27 protein-coding genes are annotated in these 26495 nt (G+C 74.4%); 8 read left to right on the top strand and 19 right to left on the bottom strand.

What is annotated here, in order from left to right:
- Positions 1 to 48: 48 nt before the first annotated feature.
- The 8 genes from ACIWVC_RS07410 to ACIWVC_RS07375 all read right to left on the bottom strand — a co-directional run bounded on the left by ACIWVC_RS07410 (position 49) and on the right by ACIWVC_RS07375 (position 9771).
- The gene (locus tag ACIWVC_RS07410) at positions 49 to 816 is read right to left on the bottom strand and encodes an HPF/RaiA family ribosome-associated protein (protein ID WP_396446458.1); all 768 of its coding nucleotides are present in this window, start codon (positions 814 to 816) and stop codon (positions 49 to 51) included.
- Positions 817 to 869: 53 nt separating this feature from the next.
- Positions 870 to 1430, bottom strand: coding sequence for a GNAT family N-acetyltransferase (locus ACIWVC_RS07405; protein ID WP_396446459.1), 561 nt, complete (start codon positions 1428 to 1430; stop codon positions 870 to 872).
- A gap of 43 nt (positions 1431 to 1473) precedes the next feature.
- The gene (locus ACIWVC_RS07400; protein ID WP_396446460.1) at positions 1474 to 2445 is read right to left on the bottom strand and encodes a hypothetical protein; all 972 of its coding nucleotides are present in this window, start codon (positions 2443 to 2445) and stop codon (positions 1474 to 1476) included.
- Positions 2442 to 4886, bottom strand: a complete 2445-nt coding sequence (locus ACIWVC_RS07395; protein WP_396446461.1) for an AAA family ATPase — start codon at positions 4884 to 4886, stop codon at positions 2442 to 2444. The genes ACIWVC_RS07400 and ACIWVC_RS07395 overlap by 4 nt, the downstream gene beginning before the upstream one ends.
- Complete coding sequence (locus tag ACIWVC_RS07390) at positions 4886 to 6055, bottom strand: exonuclease SbcCD subunit D (protein WP_396446462.1); 1170 nt, start codon at positions 6053 to 6055, stop codon at positions 4886 to 4888. Before ACIWVC_RS07390 ends, ACIWVC_RS07395 begins: the two co-directional genes overlap by 1 nt.
- A 17-nt stretch (positions 6056 to 6072) precedes the next feature.
- Entirely contained in the window at positions 6073 to 7821 is a 1749-nt protein-coding gene (locus tag ACIWVC_RS07385; protein ID WP_396453940.1) for an ATP-binding protein, read from the bottom strand.
- Positions 7822 to 8036: 215 nt separating this feature from the next.
- Entirely contained in the window at positions 8037 to 9428 is a 1392-nt protein-coding gene (locus tag ACIWVC_RS07380) for a DEAD/DEAH box helicase (protein ID WP_396453939.1), read from the bottom strand.
- A 139-nt stretch (positions 9429 to 9567) separates the two neighbouring features.
- Complete coding sequence (locus tag ACIWVC_RS07375; protein ID WP_024936225.1) at positions 9568 to 9771, bottom strand: cold-shock protein; 204 nt, start codon at positions 9769 to 9771, stop codon at positions 9568 to 9570.
- A 267-nt stretch (positions 9772 to 10038) separates the two neighbouring features.
- Between ACIWVC_RS07375 and ACIWVC_RS07370 the strand changes: the two genes are divergently transcribed.
- From ACIWVC_RS07370 to ACIWVC_RS07360, 3 genes are all read left to right on the top strand, one after another.
- Positions 10039 to 10266 carry a hypothetical protein gene (locus tag ACIWVC_RS07370; protein ID WP_396446465.1) on the top strand — a complete coding sequence of 76 codons (228 nt, stop codon included), beginning with the start codon at positions 10039 to 10041 and terminating at the stop codon, positions 10264 to 10266.
- A gap of 351 nt (positions 10267 to 10617) precedes the next feature.
- Positions 10618 to 11937: a hypothetical protein gene (locus ACIWVC_RS07365; protein ID WP_396446466.1), complete on the top strand. Its 1320-nt coding sequence runs from the start codon at positions 10618 to 10620 to the stop codon at positions 11935 to 11937.
- Positions 11934 to 13121 (top strand): hypothetical protein, encoded by a 1188-nt coding sequence (locus tag ACIWVC_RS07360; RefSeq protein WP_396446542.1) that lies wholly within the window; start codon positions 11934 to 11936, stop codon positions 13119 to 13121. The genes ACIWVC_RS07365 and ACIWVC_RS07360 overlap by 4 nt, the downstream gene beginning before the upstream one ends.
- Positions 13122 to 13245: 124 nt before the next feature.
- On the opposite strand, the gene ACIWVC_RS07355 is transcribed toward ACIWVC_RS07360, so the two are convergent.
- From ACIWVC_RS07355 to ACIWVC_RS07340, 4 genes are all read right to left on the bottom strand, one after another.
- A complete protein-coding gene (locus ACIWVC_RS07355) occupies positions 13246 to 13857 on the bottom strand; it encodes a hypothetical protein (protein WP_396446467.1) in 612 nt (203 codons plus the stop codon).
- 89 nt (positions 13858 to 13946) lie between these two features.
- Positions 13947 to 14297, bottom strand: a complete 351-nt coding sequence (locus ACIWVC_RS07350; RefSeq protein WP_396446468.1) for a hypothetical protein — start codon at positions 14295 to 14297, stop codon at positions 13947 to 13949.
- Complete coding sequence (locus tag ACIWVC_RS07345) at positions 14294 to 16807, bottom strand: tetratricopeptide repeat protein (RefSeq protein WP_396446469.1); 2514 nt, start codon at positions 16805 to 16807, stop codon at positions 14294 to 14296. Before ACIWVC_RS07345 ends, ACIWVC_RS07350 begins: the two co-directional genes overlap by 4 nt.
- A gap of 63 nt (positions 16808 to 16870) precedes the next feature.
- The gene (locus tag ACIWVC_RS07340; RefSeq protein ID WP_396446470.1) at positions 16871 to 17713 is read right to left on the bottom strand and encodes an SAM-dependent methyltransferase; all 843 of its coding nucleotides are present in this window, start codon (positions 17711 to 17713) and stop codon (positions 16871 to 16873) included.
- Positions 17714 to 17980: 267 nt separating this feature from the next.
- On the opposite strand from ACIWVC_RS07340, the gene ACIWVC_RS07335 reads away from it, so the two are divergent.
- Positions 17981 to 18412 carry an SPW repeat protein gene (locus ACIWVC_RS07335; RefSeq protein WP_396446471.1) on the top strand — a complete coding sequence of 144 codons (432 nt, stop codon included), beginning with the start codon at positions 17981 to 17983 and terminating at the stop codon, positions 18410 to 18412.
- A 137-nt stretch (positions 18413 to 18549) separates the two neighbouring features.
- Here the strand turns inward: ACIWVC_RS07335 and fdxA are convergent, their stop codons facing one another.
- On the bottom strand, positions 18550 to 18891 hold the full coding sequence (gene fdxA, locus ACIWVC_RS07330; protein WP_396446472.1) for a ferredoxin: 342 nt from the start codon (positions 18889 to 18891) through the stop codon (positions 18550 to 18552).
- Positions 18892 to 18989: 98 nt separating this feature from the next.
- Here fdxA and ACIWVC_RS07325 point away from each other — a divergent pair, with 98 nt between their 5' ends.
- The gene (locus tag ACIWVC_RS07325; protein WP_396446473.1) at positions 18990 to 19451 is read left to right on the top strand and encodes a DUF2249 domain-containing protein; all 462 of its coding nucleotides are present in this window, start codon (positions 18990 to 18992) and stop codon (positions 19449 to 19451) included.
- A gap of 44 nt (positions 19452 to 19495) precedes the next feature.
- Here ACIWVC_RS07325 and ACIWVC_RS07320 read toward each other — a convergent pair whose 3' ends face one another.
- Complete coding sequence (locus tag ACIWVC_RS07320; protein ID WP_396446474.1) at positions 19496 to 19969, bottom strand: hemerythrin domain-containing protein; 474 nt, start codon at positions 19967 to 19969, stop codon at positions 19496 to 19498.
- Positions 19970 to 20124: 155 nt separating this feature from the next.
- Here ACIWVC_RS07320 and ACIWVC_RS07315 point away from each other — a divergent pair, with 155 nt between their 5' ends.
- From ACIWVC_RS07315 to ACIWVC_RS07305, 3 genes are all read left to right on the top strand, one after another.
- Entirely contained in the window at positions 20125 to 20493 is a 369-nt protein-coding gene (locus ACIWVC_RS07315; protein WP_396446476.1) for a metal-sulfur cluster assembly factor, read from the top strand.
- Between the two features lie 31 nt (positions 20494 to 20524).
- The gene (locus tag ACIWVC_RS07310; protein ID WP_396446477.1) at positions 20525 to 21628 is read left to right on the top strand and encodes an NAD(P)/FAD-dependent oxidoreductase; all 1104 of its coding nucleotides are present in this window, start codon (positions 20525 to 20527) and stop codon (positions 21626 to 21628) included.
- A 106-nt stretch (positions 21629 to 21734) separates the two neighbouring features.
- A complete protein-coding gene (locus ACIWVC_RS07305; RefSeq protein ID WP_396446478.1) occupies positions 21735 to 22151 on the top strand; it encodes a cold shock domain-containing protein in 417 nt (138 codons plus the stop codon).
- A 76-nt stretch (positions 22152 to 22227) separates the two neighbouring features.
- Here ACIWVC_RS07305 and ACIWVC_RS07300 read toward each other — a convergent pair whose 3' ends face one another.
- From ACIWVC_RS07300 to ACIWVC_RS07280, 5 genes are all read right to left on the bottom strand, one after another.
- Positions 22228 to 22941: a TVP38/TMEM64 family protein gene (locus ACIWVC_RS07300; RefSeq protein WP_396453937.1), complete on the bottom strand. Its 714-nt coding sequence runs from the start codon at positions 22939 to 22941 to the stop codon at positions 22228 to 22230.
- Between the two features lie 21 nt (positions 22942 to 22962).
- On the bottom strand, positions 22963 to 24231 hold the full coding sequence (locus ACIWVC_RS07295) for a low temperature requirement protein A (protein WP_396446480.1): 1269 nt from the start codon (positions 24229 to 24231) through the stop codon (positions 22963 to 22965).
- Between the two features lie 23 nt (positions 24232 to 24254).
- Positions 24255 to 25016 (bottom strand): class I SAM-dependent methyltransferase, encoded by a 762-nt coding sequence (locus ACIWVC_RS07290; protein ID WP_396446481.1) that lies wholly within the window; start codon positions 25014 to 25016, stop codon positions 24255 to 24257.
- Entirely contained in the window at positions 25013 to 25747 is a 735-nt protein-coding gene (locus ACIWVC_RS07285; RefSeq protein ID WP_396446482.1) for an SDR family oxidoreductase, read from the bottom strand. Before ACIWVC_RS07285 ends, ACIWVC_RS07290 begins: the two co-directional genes overlap by 4 nt.
- Positions 25748 to 25938: 191 nt before the next feature.
- Positions 25939 to 26463, bottom strand: a complete 525-nt coding sequence (locus tag ACIWVC_RS07280) for a DUF488 family protein (RefSeq protein ID WP_396446483.1) — start codon at positions 26461 to 26463, stop codon at positions 25939 to 25941.
- Positions 26464 to 26495: the final 32 nt, after the last annotated feature.

Here is a 26495-nt window from a genome sequence, read left to right as displayed (position 1 = left end):
CATGAGAAGGCCGCCCCGCCGAACCGGCGGGGCGGCCCTCCGCGGCGGTCACGGCGTGGATTCGAGGAGGCCGTAGTGGCCGTCGTAGCGGTGGTACAGGACCTTGCCGCGGCCGGTGGCGCCGTCCACGAAGAACAGGAACGGCAGGCCGAGCGCCTCCAGGCGCTCGATCGCCTCCTTCTCGGAGATGCGCGGGGCCGGGTGCGGGCTGACGGTCAGCGGGATCGCCACCGGGCCGCGGAGGTCGGCGTCCGGGTCCGTCAGGGCGAGCCGGTAGCCGCCGTCGTCGCGGTAGAGCACGGCGTCCCGGCCGGTCTCGGCGTCGGTGAACAGCCAGAAGTCGTAGTCCATGACGTCCATGTCGAACGCGGCCTCGTCCGGGGTCTGCGTTTCGGGCGCGAACGTCTTGCGCCGCACGATCTCCCGCTCGTGCGGCGGGAGGACGTAGCGGACGGGCCGGTGCGCGTTCCGCCCGGCCTTCGGGGCACGGGACGCCTCGCGCCGGCCGGCGATGCGCTCGAACCTGGCGCGCAGCAGGTCGGGCAGGAGGTCGACGGCCTCCTGCATCGTCTCCGCCGCGGCCTCCACCCGCACCAGGCGGCCGTTCACGTCGACGTTGGCCTGCGCCATCGCGGGGCGCTCCACCGCCGGGTCGGGAGCGGTGGACAGCTTGACACGGGCGAACAGAACCGGGCCGGGCGCCTGCCTGAACGACGCGGCGACCTTCTCGCGGGCCGCCTCGACGAACCGGTCCGGGACGTCGCCCCTGACCTCGAAGGCCACGTCGACGTCCTGCAGATTCTTCGCTTGCACCATGCGTCCCCCTCGTTCGGTCTTATCTCCACCCTTCGGTATGGGGGTCGGAGCCACTAGGGACGAACGTCCTTCCAGCGTACGGCGGTAATGCGGTACAGGACGTGGCGCCGCAGGCGATGGCCTTCGGGCACGAGCGGGTGCTCGAAATCGCCGGACGGGTCGCGGGACATGCCGATGCGCCGCATGACGGCCTGGGACCGCACGTTCAGGACGCTGGTGAAGGAGACCACCTCGTCGATATGGGCGTCGTCGAAGGCGTAGCCCAGCGCGCGGAGGGCGGCCTCGGTGGCGTAGCCGTGGCCCCAGGCGGACCGGGCGAGGCGCCAGCCGATCTCGACCGCGGGCGTGAAGTGGGCCTGGAACCGCGCCACCGACAGCCCGGCGAAGCCGATGAACTCGCCCGTGGCGGCGACCTCCAGCGCCCACAAGCCGAACCCGCTTTCGTCGAAGCGCGCCTCGATGCGGTCGATCAGGGCGTCGCTCTCGGCCCGGCTGAGCGGCGCCGGGAAGTGCTCCATGACCTGCGGGTCGGCGTTCAGCGCGGCGAACGGCTCGCGGTCGGTCCCGGTCCAGCGGCGCATGAGCAGGCGGTCGGTCCGCAATGGGGAGGTCACCGGCCGACCCTACTGGGCCGCGTGGTCCGGCGGGACGCTCCCCTCAACGCGTCGCGGTGCGGAGCGCGCGGTAGAGGAGCCCGGGGTCGCCGAGGCGATGGCGGAGCAGCTTCTCCAGCGCGCCGATGGGGACGAGGTTCTGCGGTGCGCGCGGATCCTTGTAGCCGACGCCGGCCAGGTGCGGGATGAGCGCCGTGCACTCGTCGGCGAGGTCGGCGACCTCGGTGCGGGAGAGGTCGGCGGCGGCCTCGCAGCGGGCGATGCCCGCCCAGGGCGCCCCCGAGGGCGCCGGCAGCCGCAGGTACCAGGAATGGCGCGCCCAGCTCGTCGTCATGAGGAAGACCGGGGTGCGCTGGCCGGGCCGCAGCGCCGCGAGCACGGCCGCCTCCGGCCCGGACAGGTAGGCGGCGTGGTGGGTCTTGACGTACCCGATCGTGCGCGGCAGGTGGGCGCGGCCGCGCAGCGGCCCGTCCACGATCAGCAGGTCCTCCTCCGCGGAGGCCGACCGGTACCGGGTCGCGAGGCTCACTTCCAGGTCGCTGAGGGTCCGCTGGAGCGCGAGCGACAGCTGCTCGGCGGTGCCGCCGCCGGCCCGCACCGCCGTGTAGGCGCCCGCGCCGGTTTCGAGGTCGCGGGCGTGCGGGGACGGGGTGAACAGCGACCGCCGCACCGCCACGTCCGCGAGTTCCGCGCGCCCCCCGGGGACGCGCCGCACCACGCCCGCCGCGCAGGACGCGGCGATGCCCGCGGCCGGCATCCCGCCGGACGGGTCGCCGACCCACACCCTCGCCTCGATCCGCCGGACCCCGTCGGCGACGATCAGCCCGCCGGGCGGGGCCTCCCGCGGGGCGGGGGTGATCGGGCGCCACCGGCCGGACGGCATCTCCACGTCCAGGTCGAGCTGGACGGACGTGGCGTCCAGCTCGGCGAGCGCATCGGCGGTGACCGACGTCGCGTACGCGGGGTCCCAGGGGTCGATGGTGATCGTCGTCGCCGACGGGGGCGCCGTGGTCACGCCGTCCTCCTCTCCAGGTGCGAGCCGGTGGCGTCGCGGCGCACGTCGAACCGCACCGGGACCCGCTCGGCCAGCGCCGGGACGTGGGTGACGATGCCGACCATGCGGTCGCCGCCGGAGGCGAGCCGCTCCAGCGTCGCGGCGACGGTGTCGAGCGTCACGGGATCGAGCGTGCCGAACCCCTCGTCCAGGAAGATCGAGTCGAGGCTGCGCGCCGCGGCGCCCCCGCCGAACCGGGCCACCTGGTCCGACAGCGCCAGCGCGAGGGCGAGCGACGCCTGGAACGTCTCGCCGCCGGACAGCGTCCGCACGCTGCGGCGCAGCCCCGCCTCCGCGTAGTCGATCACCTCGATGGAGTTCCGGCCGTCCAGGGCGAGCTCGAACTGGCCGTCCGACAGTTCGCGCAGCGTCTCGGACGCGCCCATGACCAGCAGTTCCAGGGCCTCGCCGCACAGCCAGTTCTCGAAGTTGTCGGCGCGCAGCCGCACGGTCAGCTCGTGCGCGACCGCGGCCTCCGCGCGGTGGCGGCGGGCGTCCCGGACGAGCTCGGCGGCCATCCGGCGGTCGCGGCGGATGCGCTCCAGCCGGTGCTCGGCCTGGTTGCGGGCGTTCAGCACGGCCTCCCAGAGGGAGTCCGGCGCGCCGGACGCGGCGATGCCGTGCTCGGCCAGCTCAGCGGCGATCGCCTGGCGCGCCCGTGCCCGGCGGTCGCGGAGGCCCTCCAGATCGCGGCGCAGGGCTTCGGCCGCCTCACGGCGCGCGGCCGCCTCGCGGTCGCGCCAGGCGAGCAGGGCCGTCCACGCGGCGTGCAGGTCGGCGCGGTCGAGCGGCGGCGCGCCGAGCGCGACCACGGTGTCCCGGGCCTCGTCCAGCCGGGCGAGCCCCCGGGCCGCGTCGCCGGACAGCTCGTCGCGCCGTCCGGCGGCCTTCGCCGCGTCGGCGCGGGCGGCGGCCACCTCCCGCCGGGCGTGCACGATGTCCTGCTCGGCCGCGCGGATGTCGGCGAGGCGCCGCTCGACGTCCTCGGGGTCGGGGTGGGCGCGGATGCGCTCGGCCTGCTCGTCGAGGTTCTGCCGGAGGGTGTCCAGCCGCGCCTCCAGCCCCGACAGCGCCTGGCCCGCGGCGTGCGCGGCCCGCTGCGCGGCCTCGAACTCGGCGCGGCGGTCGTCGACGGCGCGGTCCGCCTCGCTCATCCGCGACGGGACGTGGCGTTCGGGCAGCCGGGCGACCTCGGTCAGGCAGACCGGGCAGGGTTCGCCGACCACCAGCCGGGCGGCGAGGCCGGCGGCGGCGTGCTCGTCGCGGACGCGCTGCCGCTCGTCCTCGGCCTGCCGCAGGCTCGCGCGGGCGGCCTCGGCGTCCGCTTCGGCCTCGGCCAGCACGCCGCGCGCCTCCGCGATCTCGCCCTGGACGTCCTCGATCTCGGCGCTGATCCGCGCGTGGTCGCGGTGCGCGCGGCCCGCCAGGTCCAGGACGGTCTTGTCGCCGAGGCGGGCGAGCCGGTCGTGGGCGGCCGACTCGCGTTCCTCGCACCGGGCGGCCTCCCGCGCGAGCCGCTCGGCCTCGTCGCTCGCGGCCCGCAGGTCGTCCGCGAGCGTCGGGACGTCCTCCGGCATGGCGAGCGCGGCCAGCGCGGCCAGCGCGCGCTCGCCCTCGTCCGCTTCCGCCTCCCGCTCCCGCACCTCGGCGTCGGTCCGCTGGAGGTCGTCGAGGGCCGAGCGCACCCGCTCGGTCAGGGCGCCGAGCCGGTCGAGGTGCCGCGCGGCCTCGGTCTCGGCGGCCTCGTCGGCCTCCGTGAGCTTGCCGAGCTGGGCCTCGGCGGCGGCGGCGCGGGCCTCGGCCGCCTTCTCCTCCTCGCCCGCCCGCTGCTTGACCAGTTCGAACTTCCCGGCGTCCAGGAGCTGGACCAGGAGGTCCTGCCGCTTCCTCGGCTCGGCCTGCAGGAAGTCGGCGAAGCGGCCCTGCGGGAGGACGACGCACTGGGTGAAGAACCGGTACTCCAGGCCGGTGATGCGCTCGACCGCCTCCGTCACCCGCTCCCCGGCGGCGATGCTGCGGACCTGCGCGGCGAGCAGCTCCTCGACGCCGAGGGCGGGATCGGCGGCCGGGTCCAGCTCGTCCAGCCGCGCCTCCCGCGTGGTCACCGCGCCGCGCGCGCTGCGGGCCAGCGAGCGGACGACGCCGTAGCGGCGGCCCGCCGTCTCGAACACGAGCGCGACCTTGCCCGCGTTGGCGGACGGCGCCAGCGCCAGCTTGATCACGTTCTCCTTGGCCCAGCGCGGCACCGACCCGTACAGGGCGAAGCAGACCGCGTCGATGACGGTGCTCTTGCCGGACCCGGTGGGGCCGACGAGGACGAAGTAGTCGACGTCGGCGAGCCGCACCGTCGTCGGCGCGCGGTAGCTGCAGAAGTTCTCCATGTGCACGCACAGCGGACGCATCAGTCCCCCTGCTCGTCGATCTCGTCGTAGAGGCGGTCGAACAGGGCCACGACCCGCTCGTCCTCGTGCCCGGTCTCCGCGAGGTAGGTCCGGAAGAGCCGCCTCGGCGTGGGCGGCTCCGCCCCGGCGGCGGCGGCCGCGCGGCGGCGCGCGGCCGTGGGCCGGAACGCCTCGTCGATGTCGACGGTGAGCGCGTTCGGCAGGACGTCCCGGACGTCGTCGGCGAGCCCGGCGCGCGGCTTCTCGCGGACCACGACGCGCAGCCACGCGTCCCCGAGTTCGCCGGCCATCGCCTCCAGCTCCGGGAGGGTGCCGCTGACCGTGCGCAGGACGCGGGCGCCCCGCAGCGTCACCTCCCGCACGTCGGCGGGGCGGCCCGGGCTCACCTCCACCACCAGCGCGCCCGGCGTGTTCTGCTCCTCCCCGAAGTCCACGGCGATCGGCGACCCGCTGTACCAGATCGGGCACGGGCCGGGCATCCGCTGCCGCCGGTGCAGGTGGCCGAGGGCGGCGTAGTGCGCGGACGCCGGGAACGCCGAGGACTCGAAGTAGTACGAGAAGATCGTCTGCGCTTCGCGTTCGCCGCCGCCGAGCCGGCCGCCCGGCAGCGTGCCGTGCGCGGCGATCAGGTTGACGGTGTCGGAGCGGAACCCGGCGGTGAGCGCGTCGGCGAGCTGCGCGAACCGGTGGGCGTAGTCGCGGTTGTGCTGGTCGGGGGCGCCGGTGAGCGCCTCCAGCGCCCGGACGACGTACCGCTGCGACAGGAACGGCATCGCCGCGAGCCTGACGGGTTCGCCGGCCCTGCTCGTCCACGTCAGGACCCCGCCGTCCCCCGGCGGGCGGAACCGCCCCACGACCCGGATGCCGAGCCGGCCCAGCACCGGCCGGTACACGGCGTCGAGCAGGCGCGCGTCGTCGTGGTTGCCGGCGAGGACGACCACCTCCCGGCCCCCTTCGCGCAGCGCCAGCAGCGTCTTCATCACCAGCGCCTGCGCGGGCGGCGTCGGGACGGCGGAGTCGAAGACGTCGCCGGCGACGATGACCGCGTCGACGTCCTCCGCCCGGGCGACGCCGACCAGCTCGTCCAGCACCTTCGCGTGCTCGTCGGCCCGGGACCGGCCCCGGAGCACCTTGCCGACGTGCCAGTCGGCGGTATGCAGGATCTTCACGTCCACCTCCGAGCGGATCAGAAGGGCGGCACTTCGTCGTCATCGTCCGCGGCGCCCAGGCCCGCGAACGGGTCGGCGGCCCGCCCGTCCGCGGCGGGCGGCCGCGCCCGGTGGCTCGCCTCCGCCGGGCGGGTCGCCCAGGCCGGGAACGGGAACTCGACGGCGAGCGGCACCGGGATCTCGGGCTGGCCGACGAACATCGTCCCGGGCCTGGCGATCGTGGCCCGCGCCCGCGCCGCCGGCGGCAGCCATCCGTACTCGCCGCGCCCCGCCTCCGCCGCGTCCAGCCGCCCCGCCACCCGGACCGCGCAGTTGGCGACGATGCGGCGCTCCACCTCCGACGCCGTCTGCTGGGCGCCGATGAGGATCACGCCGAGCGACCGGCCGCGCTCGGCGACGTCCAGGAGGATCTCCTTGATCGGGGAGCCGCCCTCGCGCGGCGCGTACTTGTTCAGCTCGTCCAGGACCACGAACAGCAGCGGGCGGGCGCTGCCGGTGCGCTCCTTGTCCGCGAACTCGCCGCGCAGCACGACGCCGACGACGAACCGCTGCGCCCGCTCGGGAAGGTTGTGCAGGTCGACGACCGTGACCTGGGTGCGGGACGTGCTGATCGTCCGGTCGGCGCGGGCCGGGAGGTCGCCGCGCAGCAGGGGCGACAGGGCCCGCACGGACGATCGGAGCCTGCGCAGGAACGCGTTGACGGTGCCGAGCCCCATCAGCTGGGCGCCCCATTCGCGGCGCGCGTCCTCGTCGGTCAGCGCGTCCTCGATGACGCCGACGAGGTCCTCGTAGGTGCGGCAGACCGGCCCGTCGCCGAGCCGCACCGCACCGCCGTCCCCCACCGCCCCGGCCGCGTGCTTCAGCCTGGCCGCGACCTGCCCGATGAGCATCGTGTACTGGGCGCGCTCGTCCTCGGCGTCCGCGAAGACGTAGCGGAGCAGCTCCTCCTCGCAGAACTCGGCAAGGGTCCAGTAGAACGGGCTGACGTCCTGGGTGCGCGCGGACACATGCGGCGTCCCGTTGGGGTCGCCCGGCCTGGGCGGCGCGAAGACGTGCACGCTCTGGAACGGGCCCGGCGTCAGCCCGAGCTTCCGGTACGCGGCGCGCGCGTCCTCGTCGAGCCGGTTGTTGGCGTGGTCGAGGAAGAGCAGGTCCTCTCCCTTCACGGAGAAGATCAGCGCCTTGGTGTTGTGGGCCTCGGCGCCCAGCGCCCCGGAGTTGAACACCGAATACAACAAGAAGGTGGCGAACGACGTCTTGGTCGCCACACCGGAGATCCCGGAGATCGACACGTGCGCGCCGCGCGTCCCGTCCAGGAAGTCCATGTTCAGGTGGACGGGCTCGCCGTCCCGCCCCAGCCCGACCGGGACCCGCCGCTCCATGACGTCGAAGTACAGCGCCCGCCGGCGGTCGTCCTCTCCGGCCCGGCGGGCCTCCGTCCCCGGCAGCGGCGGCACGTACACCTCGGGCTCGACCCGCGTGACCGTGACCTCGGCGGACTCGACCACGGCGGCCGGCAGCACCCCCTGGACGATCAGGAAGACGTCCGAGTCGTAGGCGGCGCCCTCGTGCCGGGCCTCCACGTTCGTCACGACGCCGGCGATGAGCACCTCGCCGCGTCCGGGCACCTCCCGCCGCGCGGCGATCACCTCGTCCAGCTGGACGACCGTGCCCGGTTCCAGCCCCACCCAGAACGTCAGCGGCGTCGCGGTCTGCGTTCCCAGGACGCGCCCGACGACCTCCCCCGCCTTCCCCGCCTCGCCCATCGCGTCACCCCGTCATCACCGCTCACCGCGTCACCAACGGGCTTACCACGCGAAATCCCGGCAGCGGAAAGCCACCCGGCGAACTGACCGCTTTCCGCCACCGCGGCGTTCGCTCCGCGCTCCGGCAGGCCAGGAACCCGCCGCCGTGTCCCGCCGCCGCCGCGCCGGCCGGCCGCTTCGGCGTGGACCGGCCGCGGGCGCCGCGGCCCGCGGCGTCAGGTGTTCAGCGAGGACTGGCGGCGGCGCGGCCCGCGGTCGCGGGGCGTCCGCGGCTTGCCCGCCTTCGCCGCCTGGTGCTTACCGGGCCGGGGCTTCGCGGTCTGCGCGGCGGGCGCCGGGGCGGCCGCGCGGGACGGGGCGCGGGCGCCGGTGATGCGGGCCAGTTCGGGGTCGCCGGGACGCACCCGCATGGTGTGCGGGGTGATGCCGGCCTTGCTCATCAGGTCGTCCATCTCGCGGCGCTGCTCGGGCAGGACGAGCGTGACCACCGTCCCCGCGCGTCCGGCGCGGGCGGTGCGGCCGCCGCGGTGGAGGTAGTCCTTGTGGTCGGCGGGCGGGTCGACGTTCACGACGAGGTCGAGGTCGTCGATGTGGATGCCGCGGGCGGCGACGTTGGTGGCGACGAGCACGGTGACGTCCGCGCCGTGGAAGCCGTTCAGTGCGCGGTTGCGCTGCGACTGCGTCTTGCCGCCGTGCAGGGCGGCGGCCCGCACTCCGCGCGCCGTCAGCTTCTTGACCAGGCGGTCCGCGGCGTGCTTCTTGCCCACGAACATGATCACCCGGCCGGTGCGGGACGCGATGTGCGCGGTCGTCTCGTGCTTGTCGGCCTCGGCGACGTGCAGCAGGTGGTGCTCCATCGCCGCGACCGCGCCGGCCGGCGGGTCGACCGAGTGGGTGACCGGGTCGCCGAGGAAGCGGCGGACGAGCCGGTCGACGTCGCGGTCGAGCGTCGCGGAGAACAGCATCCGCTGGCCGCCGGGCGGTGTCCGCTCCAGCAGCCGGGTGACCTGCGGCAGGAACCCCATGTCGGTCATCTGGTCTGCCTCGTCCAGCACGGTGATCCGCACCTCGCCGAGCCGGCAGTCGCCGCGCTCGACCAGGTCGGCGAGCCGTCCGGGGGTGGCGATCACGACGTCCGCGCCGCTCTTCAGCGCGTTCGCCTGGCGGGAGATCGGCAGGCCGCCGACGACGGTGGCGAGCCGCACCGCGACGGCGTCCGCGTAGGGGCTCAGCGCGCTCTCGACCTGCTGGGCGAGTTCCCGGGTGGGGACGAGGACCAGGGCGAGGGGGGCGCGCGGCGCCGCGCGGTGGCCGGCCATGCGGGAGAGCACCGCCAGGCCGAAGGCGAGCGTCTTGCCGGAGCCGGTGCGCCCGCGGCCGAGGACGTCCCGTCCGGCGAGGGCGTTCGGCAGGCTCGCGGCCTGGATGGGGAACGGGGCCGTCACCCCTTGGCGGGCCAGTTCCGCGAGGAGCGGCGCCGGCATGCGCAGCTCCGAGAACGACTCGACAGCGGGGACCGGCGCGGTGGACGCCCTCGGGGGAACGGCGTCGCGCCGCTTCGCGGGGCGGCGGCGTTCTCGTCGGCCGGGCTGGGCGGTGCGGGGCATGGGAGAGACCTTCCTCGAAAGCGGTGCGCGTCGAGGAGGTGCTCTCAATACGAACCGGAGTGGAACCGGCGGCACTCGCGGCCGCCGGGGCGGAGCGGGGCGGGCGGCCCCGGGAGGGCGCCCGCCGCGCGGCGTGCGCTCAGGCGGGGACGATGTTCTCCGCCTGCAGGCCCTTCTGGCCCTGGGTGATGTCGAACGACACCTTCTGGCCCTCCTGGAGCTCGCGGAAGCCCTGGGCGGCGATGTTGGAGTAGTGGGCGAAGACGTCGGCGCCGCCGCCGTCCTGCTCGATGAAGCCGAAGCCCTTTTCGGCGTTGAACCACTTCACGGTACCGGTGGCCATGGTCGGTCTCCTTCTGATCGGTCCCGGCCGCACACCGTGCGCGGCCGGGGCGCCGCGATGGCCCATCCGGAAAATTCCAGAGCAACAAAAAATGCGCCTGCCGAAGTAGATCCGCAGGCGCATGCACATGTCTTGGGAACCGCAACTGCCTCGACGCTACCACACGGTTCGCGGGCCGGTGCCGGAACCCGGATTTTACTGTGACGTTTTCCATATCACCTGCTGAACACAGTCCGCGGACGACCCGCGGGAGCGCATACTGCAAAGGTGAAGTCCACTGAACCCGGCAGGCGGCGACACCTGCCCACCAGCCCGTTCAAGCCACCGCCCGCCGCGCCGCCGGCCAAGACCTTCGAGCCGGACGACCGGGTCACCCACGACAAGTACGGGCTCGGCCGCATCCTGGAAGTCCACGAGGGCCGGTCCGTCCTCGTCGACTTCGGGACCCAGAAGGTGAAGATCCCCGCTCCGTTCAGCAAGCTCTTCAAGCTCTGACTCGCGCCTCGCCCGGCTTGCGGGCGAGCTTGCCGACCTCCGCCTTCTGGTCAGAAGTGTGCGCCCGCCACCACGAGCTCGGCCCGGGGCGGGTCAGCGGGCGGCGAGGCGGCGGGACGCCGCCGCGCGTCCCCGGGTGATCCGGCGCGGATGCCGTCGTTCGCCGTCGCCCCGCTTCGGCCGTCGCCGTTCTCATTTCAGCCGGCCGGACGCTCCGCCCCATTGCGGTCCGCCGACCCTTGCACCGGCCTGGGAATTGGGCATGGCCGAAACCGGACGCCGGTCCCGGGGAACCGTCCTGTCCCGATCGGGCCTCCAAGGACCGGCACTCGCCCCCGGCCTGGAGTTCGCATGCCCGATTCCCAGTACGAATCCGGTCTCGTGCGCCGGTTGCGGACGGACCGCAACTGGCGTGTCGGCGCGATGGCCGCGGCGCTCGCGCTCGTCCTGGGCGGCACGGTCGCCGCGGTCGCCGCGCAGCGGTCCGAGCCGGCGGGCATCTCCGACGGGCCTCTCACCGCCGCGCCCGCGACCGCCGACACCGTGCCGGCCGGCCGGATCGTGAAGAAGATGCCCGCCGACTGCGGGGTGTCGAAGCGCACGGCCGCCAGGCTCGCGCCCGGTTCCGACCCCGACGCCGAGAAGGGCGGCCTCTTCCGCGAGGGCGGCCCCGGGAGCTGCATGTGGTACTCGCTGGACGACGGCAAGGTCAAGTGCGGCATCTGCACCGGCGACTTCCGCAACGAGCGCGTCCTCAACGTCGACATCGTCCTCGCCGGGAACCGCCTGCAGTCGCCGATCGGCGAGGCGATGCGGCAGATGGACGAGCCGCCGTCGCCCGTGCGCGGCTCCGCCCCGCCCGAGATCGTCGAGGGGCTGGGCGAGGAGGCCACCGCCCGCTACTCGGCGGAGACCGATACCGGGGGCGCGATCGTCAAGTTCCGCGTCGGCAACGCCGTCGCGACGGTCCGCTACCGGGGCTGGGACGCCGTACGCGGCGAGCGCAGGACGATCCCGAAGAAGACCGCGCTGGACGGCGCCTTCGCGGCGGCGTCCGAGACGGCGAAGAGCCTGGGCACGGCGGCGCGGCCCGTGGTGAGCAGGGTGAAGCATCCGGTCACGCCGCCGGTGCGGCACGTACCCAAGCCGTGCGACGCCGTCCCGGCGGCCACCGTCGACAAGGTGGCGCGCGGCGCGTACCGGGAGCGGGCCACCGCGTCCCTGTTCCCGGCCCTCACCTTGCCGGGGACGTCCACCGACGCCTGCGCGTGGAAGGCGCGCACGTCCCGGTTCGCCGACGAGGGCCAGTCGCGCACCCTCACGGTGGCGATCATCGTGGAGGACGACCGCCTCCCGGGGCTCGGGGCCTTCCAGGCCGGGCGCCGGTACCTGGCCGCCTACGAGAACCTGCGGGCGGGCAACACTCCCGGGTCGGACCGGTTCACCGGCTTCAAGCCTCTGGCCGGCCCCGGCGACCGGGCGTTCGCGGTCACCCGGGTCGCACGCGGCTCGTCGGGCGGCGACGAGGGATTCGTGGCCTTCCAGAAACGCAACCTGCTGGTCGAGGTGTCCTACCGGGGCGCCGATGAGGAGACGCCCTTGAGCGGGAACCGCCTGATCGACAGCGCCTACACGGTCGCCGTCGCGGTAGAGAGGTCGCTGCGGTCATGACGCAGAGCCCGCGCCCCGCCGCTTCGCCGGACGGGACCGGCGGAGCCGTCCTGTTCGCCGCGGTCTTCGTCATCGTGCTCAGCGTCGTCCTGGTGAAGGCGCTCCCGTCGCCCGGCCCGCTCGACCGGCTGCCCGACCCGCCGGCCGGCCCCGACCGGGTGCCGGAGGGGCCGATCGTCAGCGCGTACCCGGAACGCTGCGGCGTCTCCGCCGCCACCCTCGCCCGGCTGGTGCCCGGCACGCGGACGGCGAAGGACGGCGGCCAGGGCACCTGCACGTGGTCGTCGCGGAAGGACGACCGCAGGTCCGAGCGGTACCTGTCGGTCGGTTTCGCCGTGTTCCCCGGCACCCCGCTGCGTCCGGGAGCGCCGCAGACCGGGCGGGCGCCGGTCGCGGCGGCCATGATGGCCCTGGGCCCGAAATGGTCCAGCGTGTCCAGCACGGCGGTGGCGGGCCTGGGCGACGAGGCGTTCGTGCAGGTCTCCCCGTCCACTGGCGCGACGGTCGTGATGCGGGTGGGGAACGCGAACGTCACGGTCCAGTACCGCTCGCTCTTCGGAGCACTCCCGGAGGGAACGGCGCGGGACGGCGCGTTCGCCACCGCGTCCGAGGTCGCCGCCGCGCTGGGCGCGCGGACGCCCGCGCACCCAGCGATCGCCCCGGCGCCGCGACCGGCCCCGCCCCGAACGCTCCCCGACCTGTGCACCGCCGTATCCGAGCGGACACTGCACATGCTGGTGAGGGGCGACGACATCACCGGCACCTCCGACTCGCCCGGCAGCGCCCGCACCGTCAAGGACGCCAAGATCGGCGGCTGCTCCTGGACGTCCGAAGACCGCGAACTGGCGGTCTCCGCGACGGCCATGCCGGGCTCGGGCCTGATCGACGGCGCCGGCCTCGCCACCCGCGAGTACGTGATGCGGCACGTCGACGCCCGCGCGGAGGAGACGCTCAGCGTCCACGACAGGAAGTACTTCCGCGCCGTGACCGGCCTGGGCGATCAGGCGTTCGCCGTGCAGATCCCCGAGGTCATCCCCGGCGAGGTCGTCTTCCGAGACGGCGACGTGCTCGTCCGGGTGACCTACGAAGCGAGGGACAAACGCAAACCGCTAAGCCGCGCACACGCGATCCGAGGCGCCTACGCAGCGGCAGAAGAGGTCGCCGAGGCACTGGCCACACGCTGACCACCCGGCTCCGGCGTCCCGCACTCGCTGACCTTCGGACCGCCGCGCGGCGGGGGTGGTCCTCCCGTCCCTTTCCCGCCGCGCGGCCCGGTGCGCTTTGGGCGGTCCCATGGGGTCGCCGGCTTCAGGGGCAGGTGGCGGGGACGCGCATGTTCTCGATCTGAGCGAACGGGATCTTGGTGGGGCGGGACGTTCCGGATTGCTTCACGACGGCGGTCTGAGCATCGGCGGAGGCCAGTTCGCCGCAGGCGGTCACGGTGCCGGACGCGCCGGGCGGCCGGTACTCGATGCTGATCAGCGCCTCGGCGGGGGCCGGAGGCGCCCACCACCAGGCGAGCATGCCGGCCGCCAGCAGGCTCAGGGCCGGGATGAGGAGCCGGCGGGCGTGCTTGAGCTGGACGGCGGCCCGCTGCGCCTGGGCCACGCGGAACGCGGCGATGGTGACGTAGCGGGCACGGATGTCGGCCGCCCGGACGAGACCTGGCTCGCCGGCGGCGGCCTGCAGAGCACGCCACAGTGCGGCGATGGCCAGCGCGAGGCCGAAACCGAGCATGATCGTCAACGTGAGGCGCCAGCGGACCGGCAGTTCGGCGGCCTTCTCCGGTCCCTTCAGCAGGAGCGCGGTCGTGACGAGGGTGACCAGTGCGGCCATGCCGGTGCGCCAGCGCTCGGCGCTCTCCCGGACCTGCCGGACCGACTCGGCGGCCAGCGCCGCGAAGTCGTCGGCGTCGCGCATCGCGGCCGGGTCAGGGCCGCGGGTGGGCCGTGGCAGCTCGGGTCGTCGCGGCTGGGACGGTGGTGGCGACTCGGGTCGCGGCGGCTCGGTCATGGCATCTGGACGGTGGCGATGACCCGGTAGGCGATGCCGCAGCCCTTGCCGGTCTCCGGCCGGCCCGGGTGCTCACGGCCGCAGTCGCACCACAGGTCGATCTCCCTGACCTCGGACTCGACCGGGTCGACTCCGAGGGTGCCGCGTTCGGTGACGGCGGTGTGCACTTGGCTGTCCGTGAACTCGTGTCCGCACCGGGGGCACGGGCCGCTGACGACGCTGACCTCGACGTTGTCGACGATCCTCACTTCGGCCTTGATCTTCTCCTCGACGAGCAGGTCGTACGCCTTCAGAGTCCACGAGTAGTCGAACCCGCCGGTCTCGAGCCAGGATTCGGGTGTCGTCATTCAGTGCTCCCCTCGGAGGCGGTGTAGGCGCCCAGGCAGACGAGCGGCGCCCAGTGGTAGAGGGCCTGGGCGCGCAGGACAGGGTGCTTGGACAGGGCTTCGCACGCTTGACGCACCGCTTCGGGCAGGGGAAGGCGTCCGAACTGGTGCAGGATCCGGTTCACGAGCATGGTCGCCTCATCGGTGTCGGCGAGTTCGTCCAGGCAGGACAGCACCTCGTGGCTGCCGCGCAGCAGCGCCACCAGGCCGAACGACACGGGGTCCGCGGGGATCTCGCCGGGCGGGGCGCCGCCCCAGCAGCACACCAGGGCGAGCCGGCGGGGCGGGCGCGCGGTCAGCATGTCGGCGAGCGGCAGCACCTCGCCCGGGGCGAGCTCCAGGTAGACGGCGCCGTCGTTGTGGCGGCCGTGCGCGACGACGGCGAGCAGGCCGGGACCGCCCTTCAGCAGCGCCGTCCTCACGTCGCCCGGCCCGGACGCCGCCTGCCACGATGCCGCCGCCGCGAGTTCGTGGGCGGACAGGTCCGGGTTCCGCCAGGCCATCCGCTCGCCGTCCGGAACGGGCTCGGCCGCCCGCCGGACCAGGGCGCGGTGCACGGTCAGCGACGGGCAGAGCCTGAGCCTGGCCCGTCCGGCCAGGACGCGTCCGGACGGCAGCCGCACAGCGGGCCAGGGCAGCCGCCACATCGCACCGATCGGCAGGACGACCAGGTCGCCGTGGCCGGGACCGTCGAGCGCCTCAGCCAGACCCGGGGGGAGGACGTCCTCCCAGGAAGGCCCGCGCACGGACGGGCCGAGGCGTTCGGCGACGGTCGGTGCTCCGCCGCGCTCGATCAACCATCGAAGATGCTCGCTCGCGGGAGCCCTGCCGCAGCCGGTGGCGCCGGACGGGTCGCGCCACAGCCAGGCCAGCTCCGGCTCCGGGGTGCCGGTCAGGCCGTATCCGCAGAAGAGCACGTGGCAGCCGGGCGGCACCGCGCCCAGCAGGTCGCTCGCCTCGGCGGGGTCGGCGGGCAGGTACAGGGCGGCGGCCGCGTCGTCGGCCTCGGCGGCGGCCCGGCCGGGAAGCGTGCTGCGCACGGCGGTGGCGCCCAGCAGCCGCTTCACCCGCTCCTGCCGGGACGTCCCGCCTGGCATGGGGAGCCTGCCCAGCAGCCGCTGGTCGGCGCGGGCCAGCATGTGGGCGGCGAGCCCGTCGTCCGGGACCCGCGCGTCCTGCTCCACCATCCCGGCGAGCCGGCGTCCCGCCAGGCTCTCCAGCACGTAGACGGCGGCGTCCAGGTCGGCGGAGTCGACCGCGCAGCGCAGGGCCGCGCCGTACATCCCGGTGAACCGCTTCCGGTACTCCACCTGGACGTCGTGGCGGTCGCTGCCGGCGCGCAGCCGCTCCAGCTCCTGGATCGACCTGATGCGTTCGGCCGTCTCCTCCTCAGGGCCGGCGTTGGCCCCGCGGCTCAGGGCGAGCCCGTCGAAGGCCCGGACGGTGCCGACGACGTCCTCCATCTCCCGGTACCCGCCGAGGACCTCGCGGTAGAGGCCCTCGGCGGCCGGCCAGTCGCCCTCCTCCCTGGCCGCCCGGGCGAGTCCCTCCAGGGCGTTGAGCCGGCCGCGCCGGTAGCCGTGCCGCGCGGCCTCCCGCTCGGCCCGCCGGTACGCCTCCCGGGCCTCGCCGTACCGGGCGGCGGCCACCGCGACGTCGCCGAGCTGCTCCAGCACGTTGACCCGTCCGATGACGTTTCGGGCCGCGTCGAAGGCGACCTCGGCCTCGCGCAGCATGTCGGCCGCGTCCCGCAGCCGTCCCTCGCTCTTGAACACCGAGGCCAGCCGCTCGTGGACGTTCCCGAGGCCGATGGGCGACCCCAGCCGGGCGAAGGCGCGCCGGGCCGCCCACATGTGCCGCCGCGCGGCGGGCAGGTCCCGCTGCCGCATCCTGGTCTCGCCGAGGCCGAGCAGCGCGTTGGCCTGGTAGAGCCGGTCGCCGAGCTCCTCCGCGAGCCGCGCCGCCTCCTCGAAATGCGACTCGGCCTCCATCAGCGGCCCCTCGACCATCAGCGCATACCCGCAGGAGACGAGGGCGCGCATCAGGCCGGGGCGGTAGCCGTCCGCGCGGGCGATGCCGATGCCCTCGCGGAACAGGTCGAGGCACCTGTCGTCGTCCAGTTGCCGGGCGGCGTCCCCCAAGCCGATCAACGCGTGGACGGTGACGACCCTCAGCCGGGTGGAGTACTCCAGGCCGGCCAGCCGGGCGAACGGCCCGGCGGCCTCGCTCGGGGCGCGGCCCAGGGCGACGTCGCCCTCGTGCTCCAGCCGGAGGATCTCCTCCCAGCGCGCCTCGCCGAGCGGCTCGCCGAGCGTCGCGGGCAGGACGGCCGACTCGTCGAGCAGATGCAGGAACCTCGACCGCAGCTCGACCCGTCCGGGACTGCGGAGGCCGGCGAGCGCGCGGTGCGCGTCCGCACGCTCCGTCGCCTCCGTCCACGCCCGGTAGAGGACCCTCGACACCTCGTGCATGCGCACATCCTCGCCGCTGCGCGGCGGCCTCCCGGGCGGAACCGGCGGGTATGCCGAACCCGGTCAGGCGGGTTTGACGGCGACGCCGCCGAAGGCGCCGGCCTGGGAGCGGTCGAGGGCGGCGTCGCGGGGGTCGCCGTCGGGGCGCCACTCGGTGACCGGGACGACGCCGGGGTCGAGGAGGTCCCAGCCGGCGAAGAAGCCGGTGATGCGCTCCTCGGAGCGCGGCGTCAGGTTCACGCCGGCCGCGCGGTAGGTGCGGACGACGTTCGCGGCCTCCTCCGGGTCCGGCGCGAGGTCGGTGGTGGAGTGGGAGAAGATCATCAGGCTGCCGGGCGGCATGGCGGCCTTGTAGTGCTCCAGGATCGCGCCCGGGTCGTCCTCGTCCGGGACGAAGTGCAGGAGGGCGACGGTGAGCAGCGCCACCGGCCGCGTGAAGTCGATCAGGGCGCGGGTCTCGGAGGCGGTGAGGATCTTCTCGTGGTCGCGGTAGTCGGCGTCCAGGTAGGCGGTGCGGCCCTCGGGCGTGCCGGCCAGCAGGGCGCGGGCGTGCGTCAGGACGATCGGGTCGTTGTCGACGTAGACGACGCGGGACTCGGGGGCCACGGCCTGGGCGACCTCGTGGGTGTTGTCGGCGGCCGGGATGCCGGTGCCGATGTCGAGGAACTGGCGGATGCCCATGGAGGCCGCCAGCCTGACCGCGCGGCCGAGGAACCGCCGGTTGGCCTGCGCGCCGACGGCGACGTCGGGGAAGATCTGCAGGACCTTGTCGGCGGCCTCGCGGTCAGCGGCGAAGTTGTCCTTGCCGCCGAGGTAGTAGTCGTACATGCGGGCCGAGTGCGGGACGTCGGTCCGCAGGTCGAGGGACGGCGCGTGGTCGCCCGGCCAAGGATCGTTCTCCGCCACCAGAACCCCACCCTGTTTACATGTCACCCGAATAAGTGATCTTTGCCGACATGCTATCCCGGTACGCCCGGTCCCGCCCGCGCATCAGGAAGAACGTCGGACTAGCGCATGCGGAGGAGTCGGTCAAGGGGCCGGTGGGAAAAATCTTGACAGAGGACGTTAGGGCCGCATCGTCCCGGTCATAAATATCGTGAAGCGATATAACGGCCGCGGTCGCGGCCGGGATCGCCGAGAGCCGTGGGGACGACGAGAGGAAGGGGAGAACCCATGACCACTCATCCTGCGGGAAGCATCGAGCAGCACCCCGACATCGTCGAGATGCGCGCCCGGTACGAGGCGGCGGCGGAGACTCCCGTCGCGCAGGGCGTGACCGGTGTGATCGCCCTCACGGGCCTGTACCTGGCGGCGTCCCCGTGGATCGTCGGGTTCAGCGGCCTGAGCAACCTCACGATCAACAACCTGATCATGGGGGTGGCGCTGGCCCTGCTCGCCGCGGGCTTCGCGTCCGCCTACGGCCGCACCCACACGCTGACCTGGACGGCCCCGATCATCGGGATCTGGACGATCATCGCCCCCTGGGTGGTGGCCGGTGACATGTCCACGACCTCGACCATCTGGAACAACGTCGTGACGGGGGCGGTCGCCGTCGTCTTCGGCGCGGCCGCGATGGGCGTGGCGGCCATGCGGAAGAACGTCTGACGGTCCGACGGGGTCGGGGCCGGCGCCTGAGCGCCGGCCCCGGCTCATGCTCGCGCGGGGTCTCAACACGGTCGTCCACGGACGCCCGGCCGTCCCGCCGCCGCGCGTCCGCAGGCGCGCGCGAACCGGGCGGGCGGCTACTCGGGGCGCGGGTGGGAGGCCACGAGGGGCGTGTCGACGCCGAGGGCGCCGAGCTTGGTGGCGCCGCCGGGAGTGCCGAGCGGCTCGTCGCGGCCGGGCAGCGTCTCGGCGAAGAACCTCGCGTTGTCCTCGCGGTAGGGCTCCAGGGACGCGGGCAGGTCGTCCTCGTAGTAGATCGCCTCCACCGGGCAGACCGGTTCGCAGGCACCGCAGTCGACGCACTCGTCCGGATGGATGTAGAGCGAGCGCTCGCCCTCGTAGATGCAGTCGACCGGGCACTCGTCGACGCAGGCGCGGTCCATCACGTCGATGCACGGCTCACCGATCACGTAGGTCACGGCAGGTCTCCTCAGCGGCGTTGTCGGCGCCCCCTATTTTGCACTACTGTTCTTGTATAAACAAACCAAGGCTGGATAAATCCAGGGAGGCGGATTCGGTGAGCACGACGCAGGAGCCGGTGCCGGCGCTGACCCGGCTGCTCTCGCGCGCGGTCCGCGCGCTCGGCCGGGCGGGCCACCCCGTCGACGCGAGCCGGCTCGCCGCGGACGGGTGGGCGGTGCTCCGCCACGACCATCCGGGCGAGGCCGAGCGGCTCAACGGCGTCCTGCACTACCTGGCCCGCCTGCCCGGGAACGACCCTGCGAAGGAGACCCGCATGACCGCTGAGGACCGTCCGCTCGACGTCCGCTCCGAGGCCCCCGCGCGCCGCCACACGCTCATCTTCGAGACGTGGCAGTCGCTGGGCGACGGGGAGGGCTTCGTGCTCATCAACGACCACGACCCGAAGCCGCTCTACTACCAGTTCGCCGCCGAGCACGACGGGGAGTTCACCTGGGACTACCTGGAGCAGGGGCCGGAGACGTGGCGCGTCCGCATCGGCCGCACCGCCGCCGCCTAGCGCGGCCGGGGCGGCCCGGTCGCCGGGCCGCCCCTCCCCGCCGGTCAGGCCCGCGCGCCCTGGCACACCCAGCCGTCGGGCGTCCGGCCGGCGGCGAGGAAGCCGTGCAGGTGCTCGGCCGCCTCGGGCGACAGCACCGCGTCGGCCTGCGGGTAGAGGATCGGCTCCTCCTTGGAGTTGTGCCGGTCCAGCATGGCGAGCAGCTCCTCGCAGCGGCGCCCGGCCGCGTCGGCGGCCGCCCCCTCGGCGAGCTCGGCCTCCAGCCCGTCCATCGCCCGCCACAGCTCGCCGTGCTCGCGCAGCATGACGAAGACCGGCGCCATCAGGCCCGCGTCGCGCAGCGGCGGGAACAGGAACTCCTCTTCGAGGTAGATGTGGCGGCGCAGCGCCTCCAGCGCCCGCTTGAGCGGCGCGGTGTCGGGCGCGCCCTCCGCCAGGCCGGCGGTGAAGGTCTCGATCCCCTCGTCGATCTCGCGGTGCTCGCGCTCCAGCGCCGCGGACAGCGTCTCGCTCCCCATGCTCGTCTCCCTCGTTCGTCCGGACTCTCCTCGTTTTTATACAACACCATCTGTAAAAAATGGGGGCGGCCGGTCCGAGCGGCCGCCGCCCCGGCCGAACCGAAGCGCCGCCGAGGAAGCCGCGGCGCGGGTCCCCGACGGAAAGGACATGCGCCATGAGCAAGCACGGCGACGCCGAGCCGGCCGCCCAGGCCGGCCAGGTGACGGCATGGCTCGCCGACACCCCCGACACGCAGCTGCTCCGCGAGATGCTGCGGGAGGTCCTCGACCCGGAACTCGGCGTCAACATCATCGATCTCGGCCTCGTCTACGACGTCGGCGTGACCGACGGGGTGGCGCAGGTGCGGATGACGATGACCACGCCCGCCTGCCCGCTCAGCGGCTACTTCGAGGACACGATCCGCGCCGCGCTGTGGGGCGCGCCCGGCGTCCGCGACGTCGAGACGCAGATCGTGTGGGATCCGGTCTGGGAGCCGGACATGATGACCGACGAGGCGAAGCAGATGCTCGGCTGGCGCGGGTGACCGCCCGTCCGGAACCTGCGACTCTGGAGGCGTGCGCATCGTCATCATCGGCGCGGGGATCATCGGCGCCGCCCTGGCCGACCGGCTCGCCCGCGACTCCGGTACGGCCGGGGTGACACTGGTCGAACAGGACCGGCCCGGCGCCGGGACGTCCGGTGCGAGCTTCGCCTGGCTCAACGCCAACGACCCGGGCGACCCCGCCTACCACGCGTTTCGCGTCGCGGCGCTGCGGACCTGGCGCCGCCTGGCCGCCGGGTTCGGCGACCCCGGGTGGTTCCGCGTCACGGGCAACACCGCCTGGGCCGTCGCCGACCGGGCCAAGGCCGAGCTGACCGACCGGGTCGAGCGGCTCTCCGACCTCGGCTACGCCGCCTCGCTGATCACCGAGGCCCGCCTGCGGGACCTCGAACCGGCCGTGCGCCCGGCCCCCGGAGCCGTTATCGCCCACTACCCCGACGAGGGGTACGTGCACGGCGCGGACGCGGTCGCCGCCCTGGTCGGCCGGGCCCGCGGCAACGGGGCGCGGCTGATCACCGGAACGCCCGCGACCCGGCTCACCCAGCGCGGCGACCGCGTCACCGGCGTCCGGCTGGGCACCGGCGAGGACCTCGGCGCCGACCTCACGATCTGCGCGGCGGGCCGGCGCAGCCCCGCCCTGCTCGCCACCGCCGGCCTCGGCCTCCCCCTGGTGGACGCCGAGGCACCGGGGTCGGACGCGCCCGGCCTCACCGCAACGACCGGACCGGCGCCCGGCCTGATCAACGGCGTCGTCCACTCCCCCGGCATCGACGTGCGTCCCGCGCCGGGTCGCGGGCTGATGCTGGAGGCCGGCGACCTGGACGCCGCGACCGACCTCGGCACGCCGCCCTCGGAACTGGACGCCCGCGCCGCCGAACTCCTCGCCCGCGCCCGCGCGCTCATCCCCGCCCTCACCGCGCGCATCGAAGAGGTGCGCCGCTGCGTCCGGCCGCTGCCCGCCGACGGCCGCCCGCTGATCGGACGCCACGCTCCGGGCCTCTACACCGCCGTCACCCACAGCGGCATGACCCTCGGCCCCCACCTGGCCGACCTCATCGCCGCCGACCTCCACGAGGACGAGCCTTCGCTCGCGCCCTACCGGCCCGACCGCCGCTGACGCCGGGGCCGGGTTGGCTACTCTGGGACTGACAGGCCGGGACGACGCGGCGCGGTCCCCATCACTCCGCGAATTTCGGCAGGTGCGTTCGGTGAAGGATGTTGTCGTGGTACACGTGGGCAGGATCGCGCGGTTCGACGAGGTTCGCGGATACGGGTTCATCACCCCCGACGAGGGCGGTCCCGACGTCTTCGTGCACGTGAACGACCTGAACGACGACAAGAGCCTCATCACCACGGGGACGTCCGTCGAGTACGAGCTCATCGACGGCGAGCGCGGCCTGAAGGCGTTCGACGTCAGCATCATCGGCGACCGCGCGCCGTCCTTCGCCCCCGCCGGCCGCCCCTCCGCCTCCTCACCGGACGACGAGGGCCTGTGCGACGTCCTCACCACGACGGAGCTGCGCGCCGAACTGACCGAGCTGATCCTGGAGAGCGCCCCCGACCTGACCGGCGCCCAGCTCCTCAAGCTCCGCGACAGCCTCCTGAGCTTCGCCCGCAAGCACGGCTGGAGCGAAGACTAACCCCGCCCTCCCCGCCCCACGGGGATCGACCACGCCCCCGGCCCGGCTCCTCGCCGTCCGTGCGGGGAGGGGGCTTTCAGGCTGCGGCGTCTTCGGGGGCTGGGGGGTCGCCGGCCGTGCGGGAGCGGACGAGGCGGGCCAGCCACCAGCTGAAGACGCTGAGGGCCACGAGACCGGTCGGCGCGATCCACACCAGCGGGGAACCGGGCTCGCGCAGCGCGTCGCCGAGGCCGGTGTAGACGAGCGTGCCGGGCACGATGCCGAGGGCGGTCCCGGTGATGTAGGGGGCGAAGCGGATCCCGGCCACCCCGGCCCCGTAGTTCACCGCGCCGAACGGGAACACCGACGCCATGCGCAGGACGAGGACGGACTCGAAGGCCCTGCGCGACAGGAAGGCGTCCAGGCGGGCGAGCCGTCCCGAACCGGTGTAGCGGGCCACGGCAGGGCGTCCCAGGAGGCGGGCCAGGCCGAAGGACAGCGCCGCGCCGGCCGTCGCCCCCACGAGCACCGCGAGCGTGCCGACGCCGACGCCGAACAGCGCTCCGGCGGAGGCGTTCAGCACCGAACCGGGCACCAGCGCCACCACCGCCAGGACGTAGCACAGCGCGAACACCAGCGGCCCCCACAGGCCGAGCGACTCGACCCAGTCGCTGACGTGGCCCCAGAGCGCGCCGCCGGTCAGCGCCACCAGCACGCCGACCCCGAGCAGCACCGCGGCCAGGGCCAGCAACCTCGCGAGCGGTCCACGCGATCGCCCGGCCGGGGGCGCCGCAGACGGATCGTGGCTCATGGGGGCTCCCGCGAAGACGCTTTAGGTGTGCTCCCCCATTTCAGCGGAACCACGCCCGTATCCCAAGTACCGGTTCCGGCCGCGCCTGGCCGCGATGGTGATCCCGGTCAGCAGGACGCAGATCGCTGCGAACGCGGCGATCACCGCGGCGACCCCCAGACGCGATGCCCCGAGCGGGAGCAGCAGGATCGCGGTGACGCAGCCCGCGACCGCGGCGGGATGGGCGAGGGGCTCGGCCACGACCGACGCGTGGACGAGCCAGAGCAGGCAGAGGAACACGCTGAGAGGGATCCCGACGGCGTAGCAGATCGCCGCCGGGGACGCAGCGACGCCGTGCCCGGTCTGCTCGACCGCGACCTCCAGGCCGGCGCCGAGCGCCGCGAGGGACGTGAAGATGCCGTAGTGGCCGTACCCCCACAGGTAGGAGCGGTGGCGGCGGTCCCTGAGCCCGTCCCCGGCCGGCGCCAGGAAGTAGAGCCACCACAGCGCGAACAGGACGACCAGCCCGGACACGGCGATCAGGAGGAACGGGCCGCCGACCTCCGTCTCCTCCAGGGCCCCCTCGACGCCGCGGGTCGCGGCGAGGACGCTCTCGCCGAGCAGGATGATCGTGAAGAGGCCGTAGCGCTCGGCGATGTGGTGCGGGTGCCAGGCGGTGGGCGCCGCCCGCTCCGCCCATGGCGGCACCGCCAGTTCGAGGAGCACCAGCCCCGCGAAGACCGGCACCAGCGCGGAGGAGGGGAGGACGCCGATCTCGGCGAACAGCAGGCGCAGCAGCCACCCCACCTGCAGCAGGGAGATGCCCGCGGCGTAGCGGAACGCGGTGCGGCGGCCCGCCGGGTCCTCGATGCCGGCCCGCAGCCACTGCGCGCCCAGCCCGATCCTCATGATCAGGTATCCGAACGTGACGCCGCGGTAGTCGTCGTGGTCGACGGCGGCCGGCACCCCGGCGGCGAGGACCAGCACCCCGGCCATCTGCACCATGGTCAGCAGCCGGTAGGCGACGTCGTCGGTGTCGTAGGACGAGGCGAACCAGGTGAAGTTCATCCAGGCCCACCACACCGCGAAGAAGACCTGGAGGAACGGGACGATCCCGTCGGCGGCGCGGCCCTCGGCGATGTCGTGGGCGAATCGCGCCGTTACGGCCGCGACTGCGATCACGAAGGTCAGGTCGAACAGCAGTTCCAGCGGGCTCGCGGCGCGGTGCGGCTCGTCGATCCGGCGGGCGCTCATCCGCACGCGGAGCCTGATCCCGGCGCCTGCCGCGGGCGGGGGCGGGTCGCGGTCCATCCCCCCATCATCGTGCACGGGCATCAGGACGGCGGGCGGGCGACGGCGTGCACCAGCTGCATCGACAGCCGCCCGGAGGCGAACAGGCGGGACAGCCGCTCGCTCTGCCGGACCGCCAGCCGGTAGGCGCGGTCGCCGCGGTGCCGGGCCGCGACGACCGCGGCCACCCGCTCGGCGCGGCGCGACCAGGCCAGCGGCGCGTCGCCGGGCCGGTCGATCTGTTCGACCGGCTCGAACCCCGCGCCGTCCAGCGATGCGGACAGCTCCGCCTGGGTGGGGAAGCGGTTGCCGTCCGGGGCCGCGAAACCGGTCGCGCCCCGGGCGACGACCACCAGCAGCCCCAGCGGCGCGCCGGGCGCCAGGACCCGGTGGACCTCGCGGAGGACGGCGCCCTCGTCCGGGACGGTGTCCAGCACCCCCAGGCACCAGGCGGCGTCGACCGAGCCGGTCCGGAGCGGGATCCGGGCGGCGTCCGCGGTGACGACCGGGAGCCCGAACATCCGGGCGGCGGCCCGGCACGCGACCGGCCTCCGCTCCAGCAGGACCGGCCGGACTCCGAACCGCTCCGCCGCCCACGCCGCCGGGCCGCCCGCCCCGGCGCCGACGTCCAGCAGCGCGGCCCCGGCGGTCAGCTCGCACGCCTCCGCCAGCCAGGCCAGCGCCGCCGGGCTCGCGCTGCCCCGGCAGGCGGCCGGGATCGCGTGCCGCTCGCCGAGGGCCTCCACCGCGTCCGCCGTCCAGCCGGCGACGTCGTCGAACTCGGCGAGCATCGCCGCCGCGGTCACGCCCAGTCTCTGTAGCGGACCGTGCCGAGGACGGCGTCGCCGAGCGGGACCAGGCTCCGCTCCTCGACCTCGGCGCCGAAGTAGAGCGCGTGCGGGTCCGTGACCACCTCGCGCGGGTCGTCCCAGGCGGCCAGCGCGTCCCGGAAGAACTCGTCCATCCGGAACCGCTCGGGCCCGGCGATCTCGACCCGCCCGTTCAGCGGCGCGCCCATCGCGGCCGCGGCGACCTGCCGGGCGACGTCGTCGCCGGCCATCGGCTGGTACAGCACCGGCGCCATGTGCACGGCGTTGTCCCGGGTGGCGTCGTCGGCGATGGCCCTGGTGAACTCGAAGAACTGCGTGGCGTGCACGATCGAGTACGGGACCTGCGACTTCTGGATCAGGTTCTCCTGGGCGAGCTTGGCGCGGAAGTAGCCGCGTTCCGGCGGCCGGTCGGTCCCGACGATCGACAGCCCGACGTGGTGGCCGACGCCCGCGGCCGCCTCCGCGGCGAGCAGGTTGCCGGTCGAGGTCTCGAAGAAGTCCAGGACGGCGGCGTCCTCGAACGACGGCGAGTTCGCCACGTCCACCACGGCCGACGCCCCGGCGAGGACGTCCGCGAGGCCCTCCCCGGTCAGCGTGTTCACGCCCGTGTTGGGCGAGGCCGCCACGGCCTCGTGGCCGTGCTCGCCCAGCGCCGACACGACCTTCGAGCCGATCAGGCCGGTGCCGCCGATTACCACGATCTTCATGCCGAGATCCCTTCTGTTCGCCGGGCGCCCTGCGCCGTCCGGCCGCCGTCGAGGACGGGGCGGTCCCGCCGCCCCGTGTGACAGCCCAACTGTCACCGTCCGCGGGCCCGGGGGCACCAGGGTGGATCACTGGCCCCCTCCCTGGGCTCTGTTCATCCCCGGCTCAGGGCGGCGAACACCCCCGCGGCCCGTCACTGTCCGTCGTAGACGAGCAGCCCGTCGTCACGCAGCCTCGCCCCGGACGTGGGCGGATGCTCGGTGAGGCGCCCGTCGTGGGCGAGGTGCAGGACGGGGCGGCCGCGCGCCAGGACGGCGAAGTCGGCGATGATCCGGCGGTGGCACCGCCACCACACCGACTCGCTGCACATGACGGCCGTGCGGGCCCGCCCGGCCTCCCGGAGCAGTTCGTCCATCGCGTCCGCGAACTCGGGGCTGCGGGTGTGGCCCGCGTACCCGCGGAAGGAGTCGTTGCGCCAGAACGTGTCGGGCGAGTCGGGGGCGACCCGGCGGAAGCCGCCCAGGCGCTTCTCCCAGCGGTAGGCGATGCCCTCGGCCGGAAGCCATTCCTCCAGGGCGCCGCGGTGGACGTCGGGGTTGCGGCGGCTGCCCGGCGCGGTGCGGACGTCCACGACCGACCGCACCCCGGCCCCGCGCAGCAGGCGCGCCAGCTCCGCGCGCCCCGCCGTACCGTGACCGAACGTGACCAGCGGCTCCACATCTCCGGCATTCCCCTGAAGGGCGGGCAGAT

Source organism: Actinomadura sp. (assembly GCF_044508335.1).
Taxonomy (GTDB): Bacteria; Actinomycetota; Actinomycetes; order Streptosporangiales; family Streptosporangiaceae; genus Spirillospora.
Note: the sequence above shows the minus strand (reverse complement) of the source record. Positions and strands in the feature narration are given on the sequence as shown.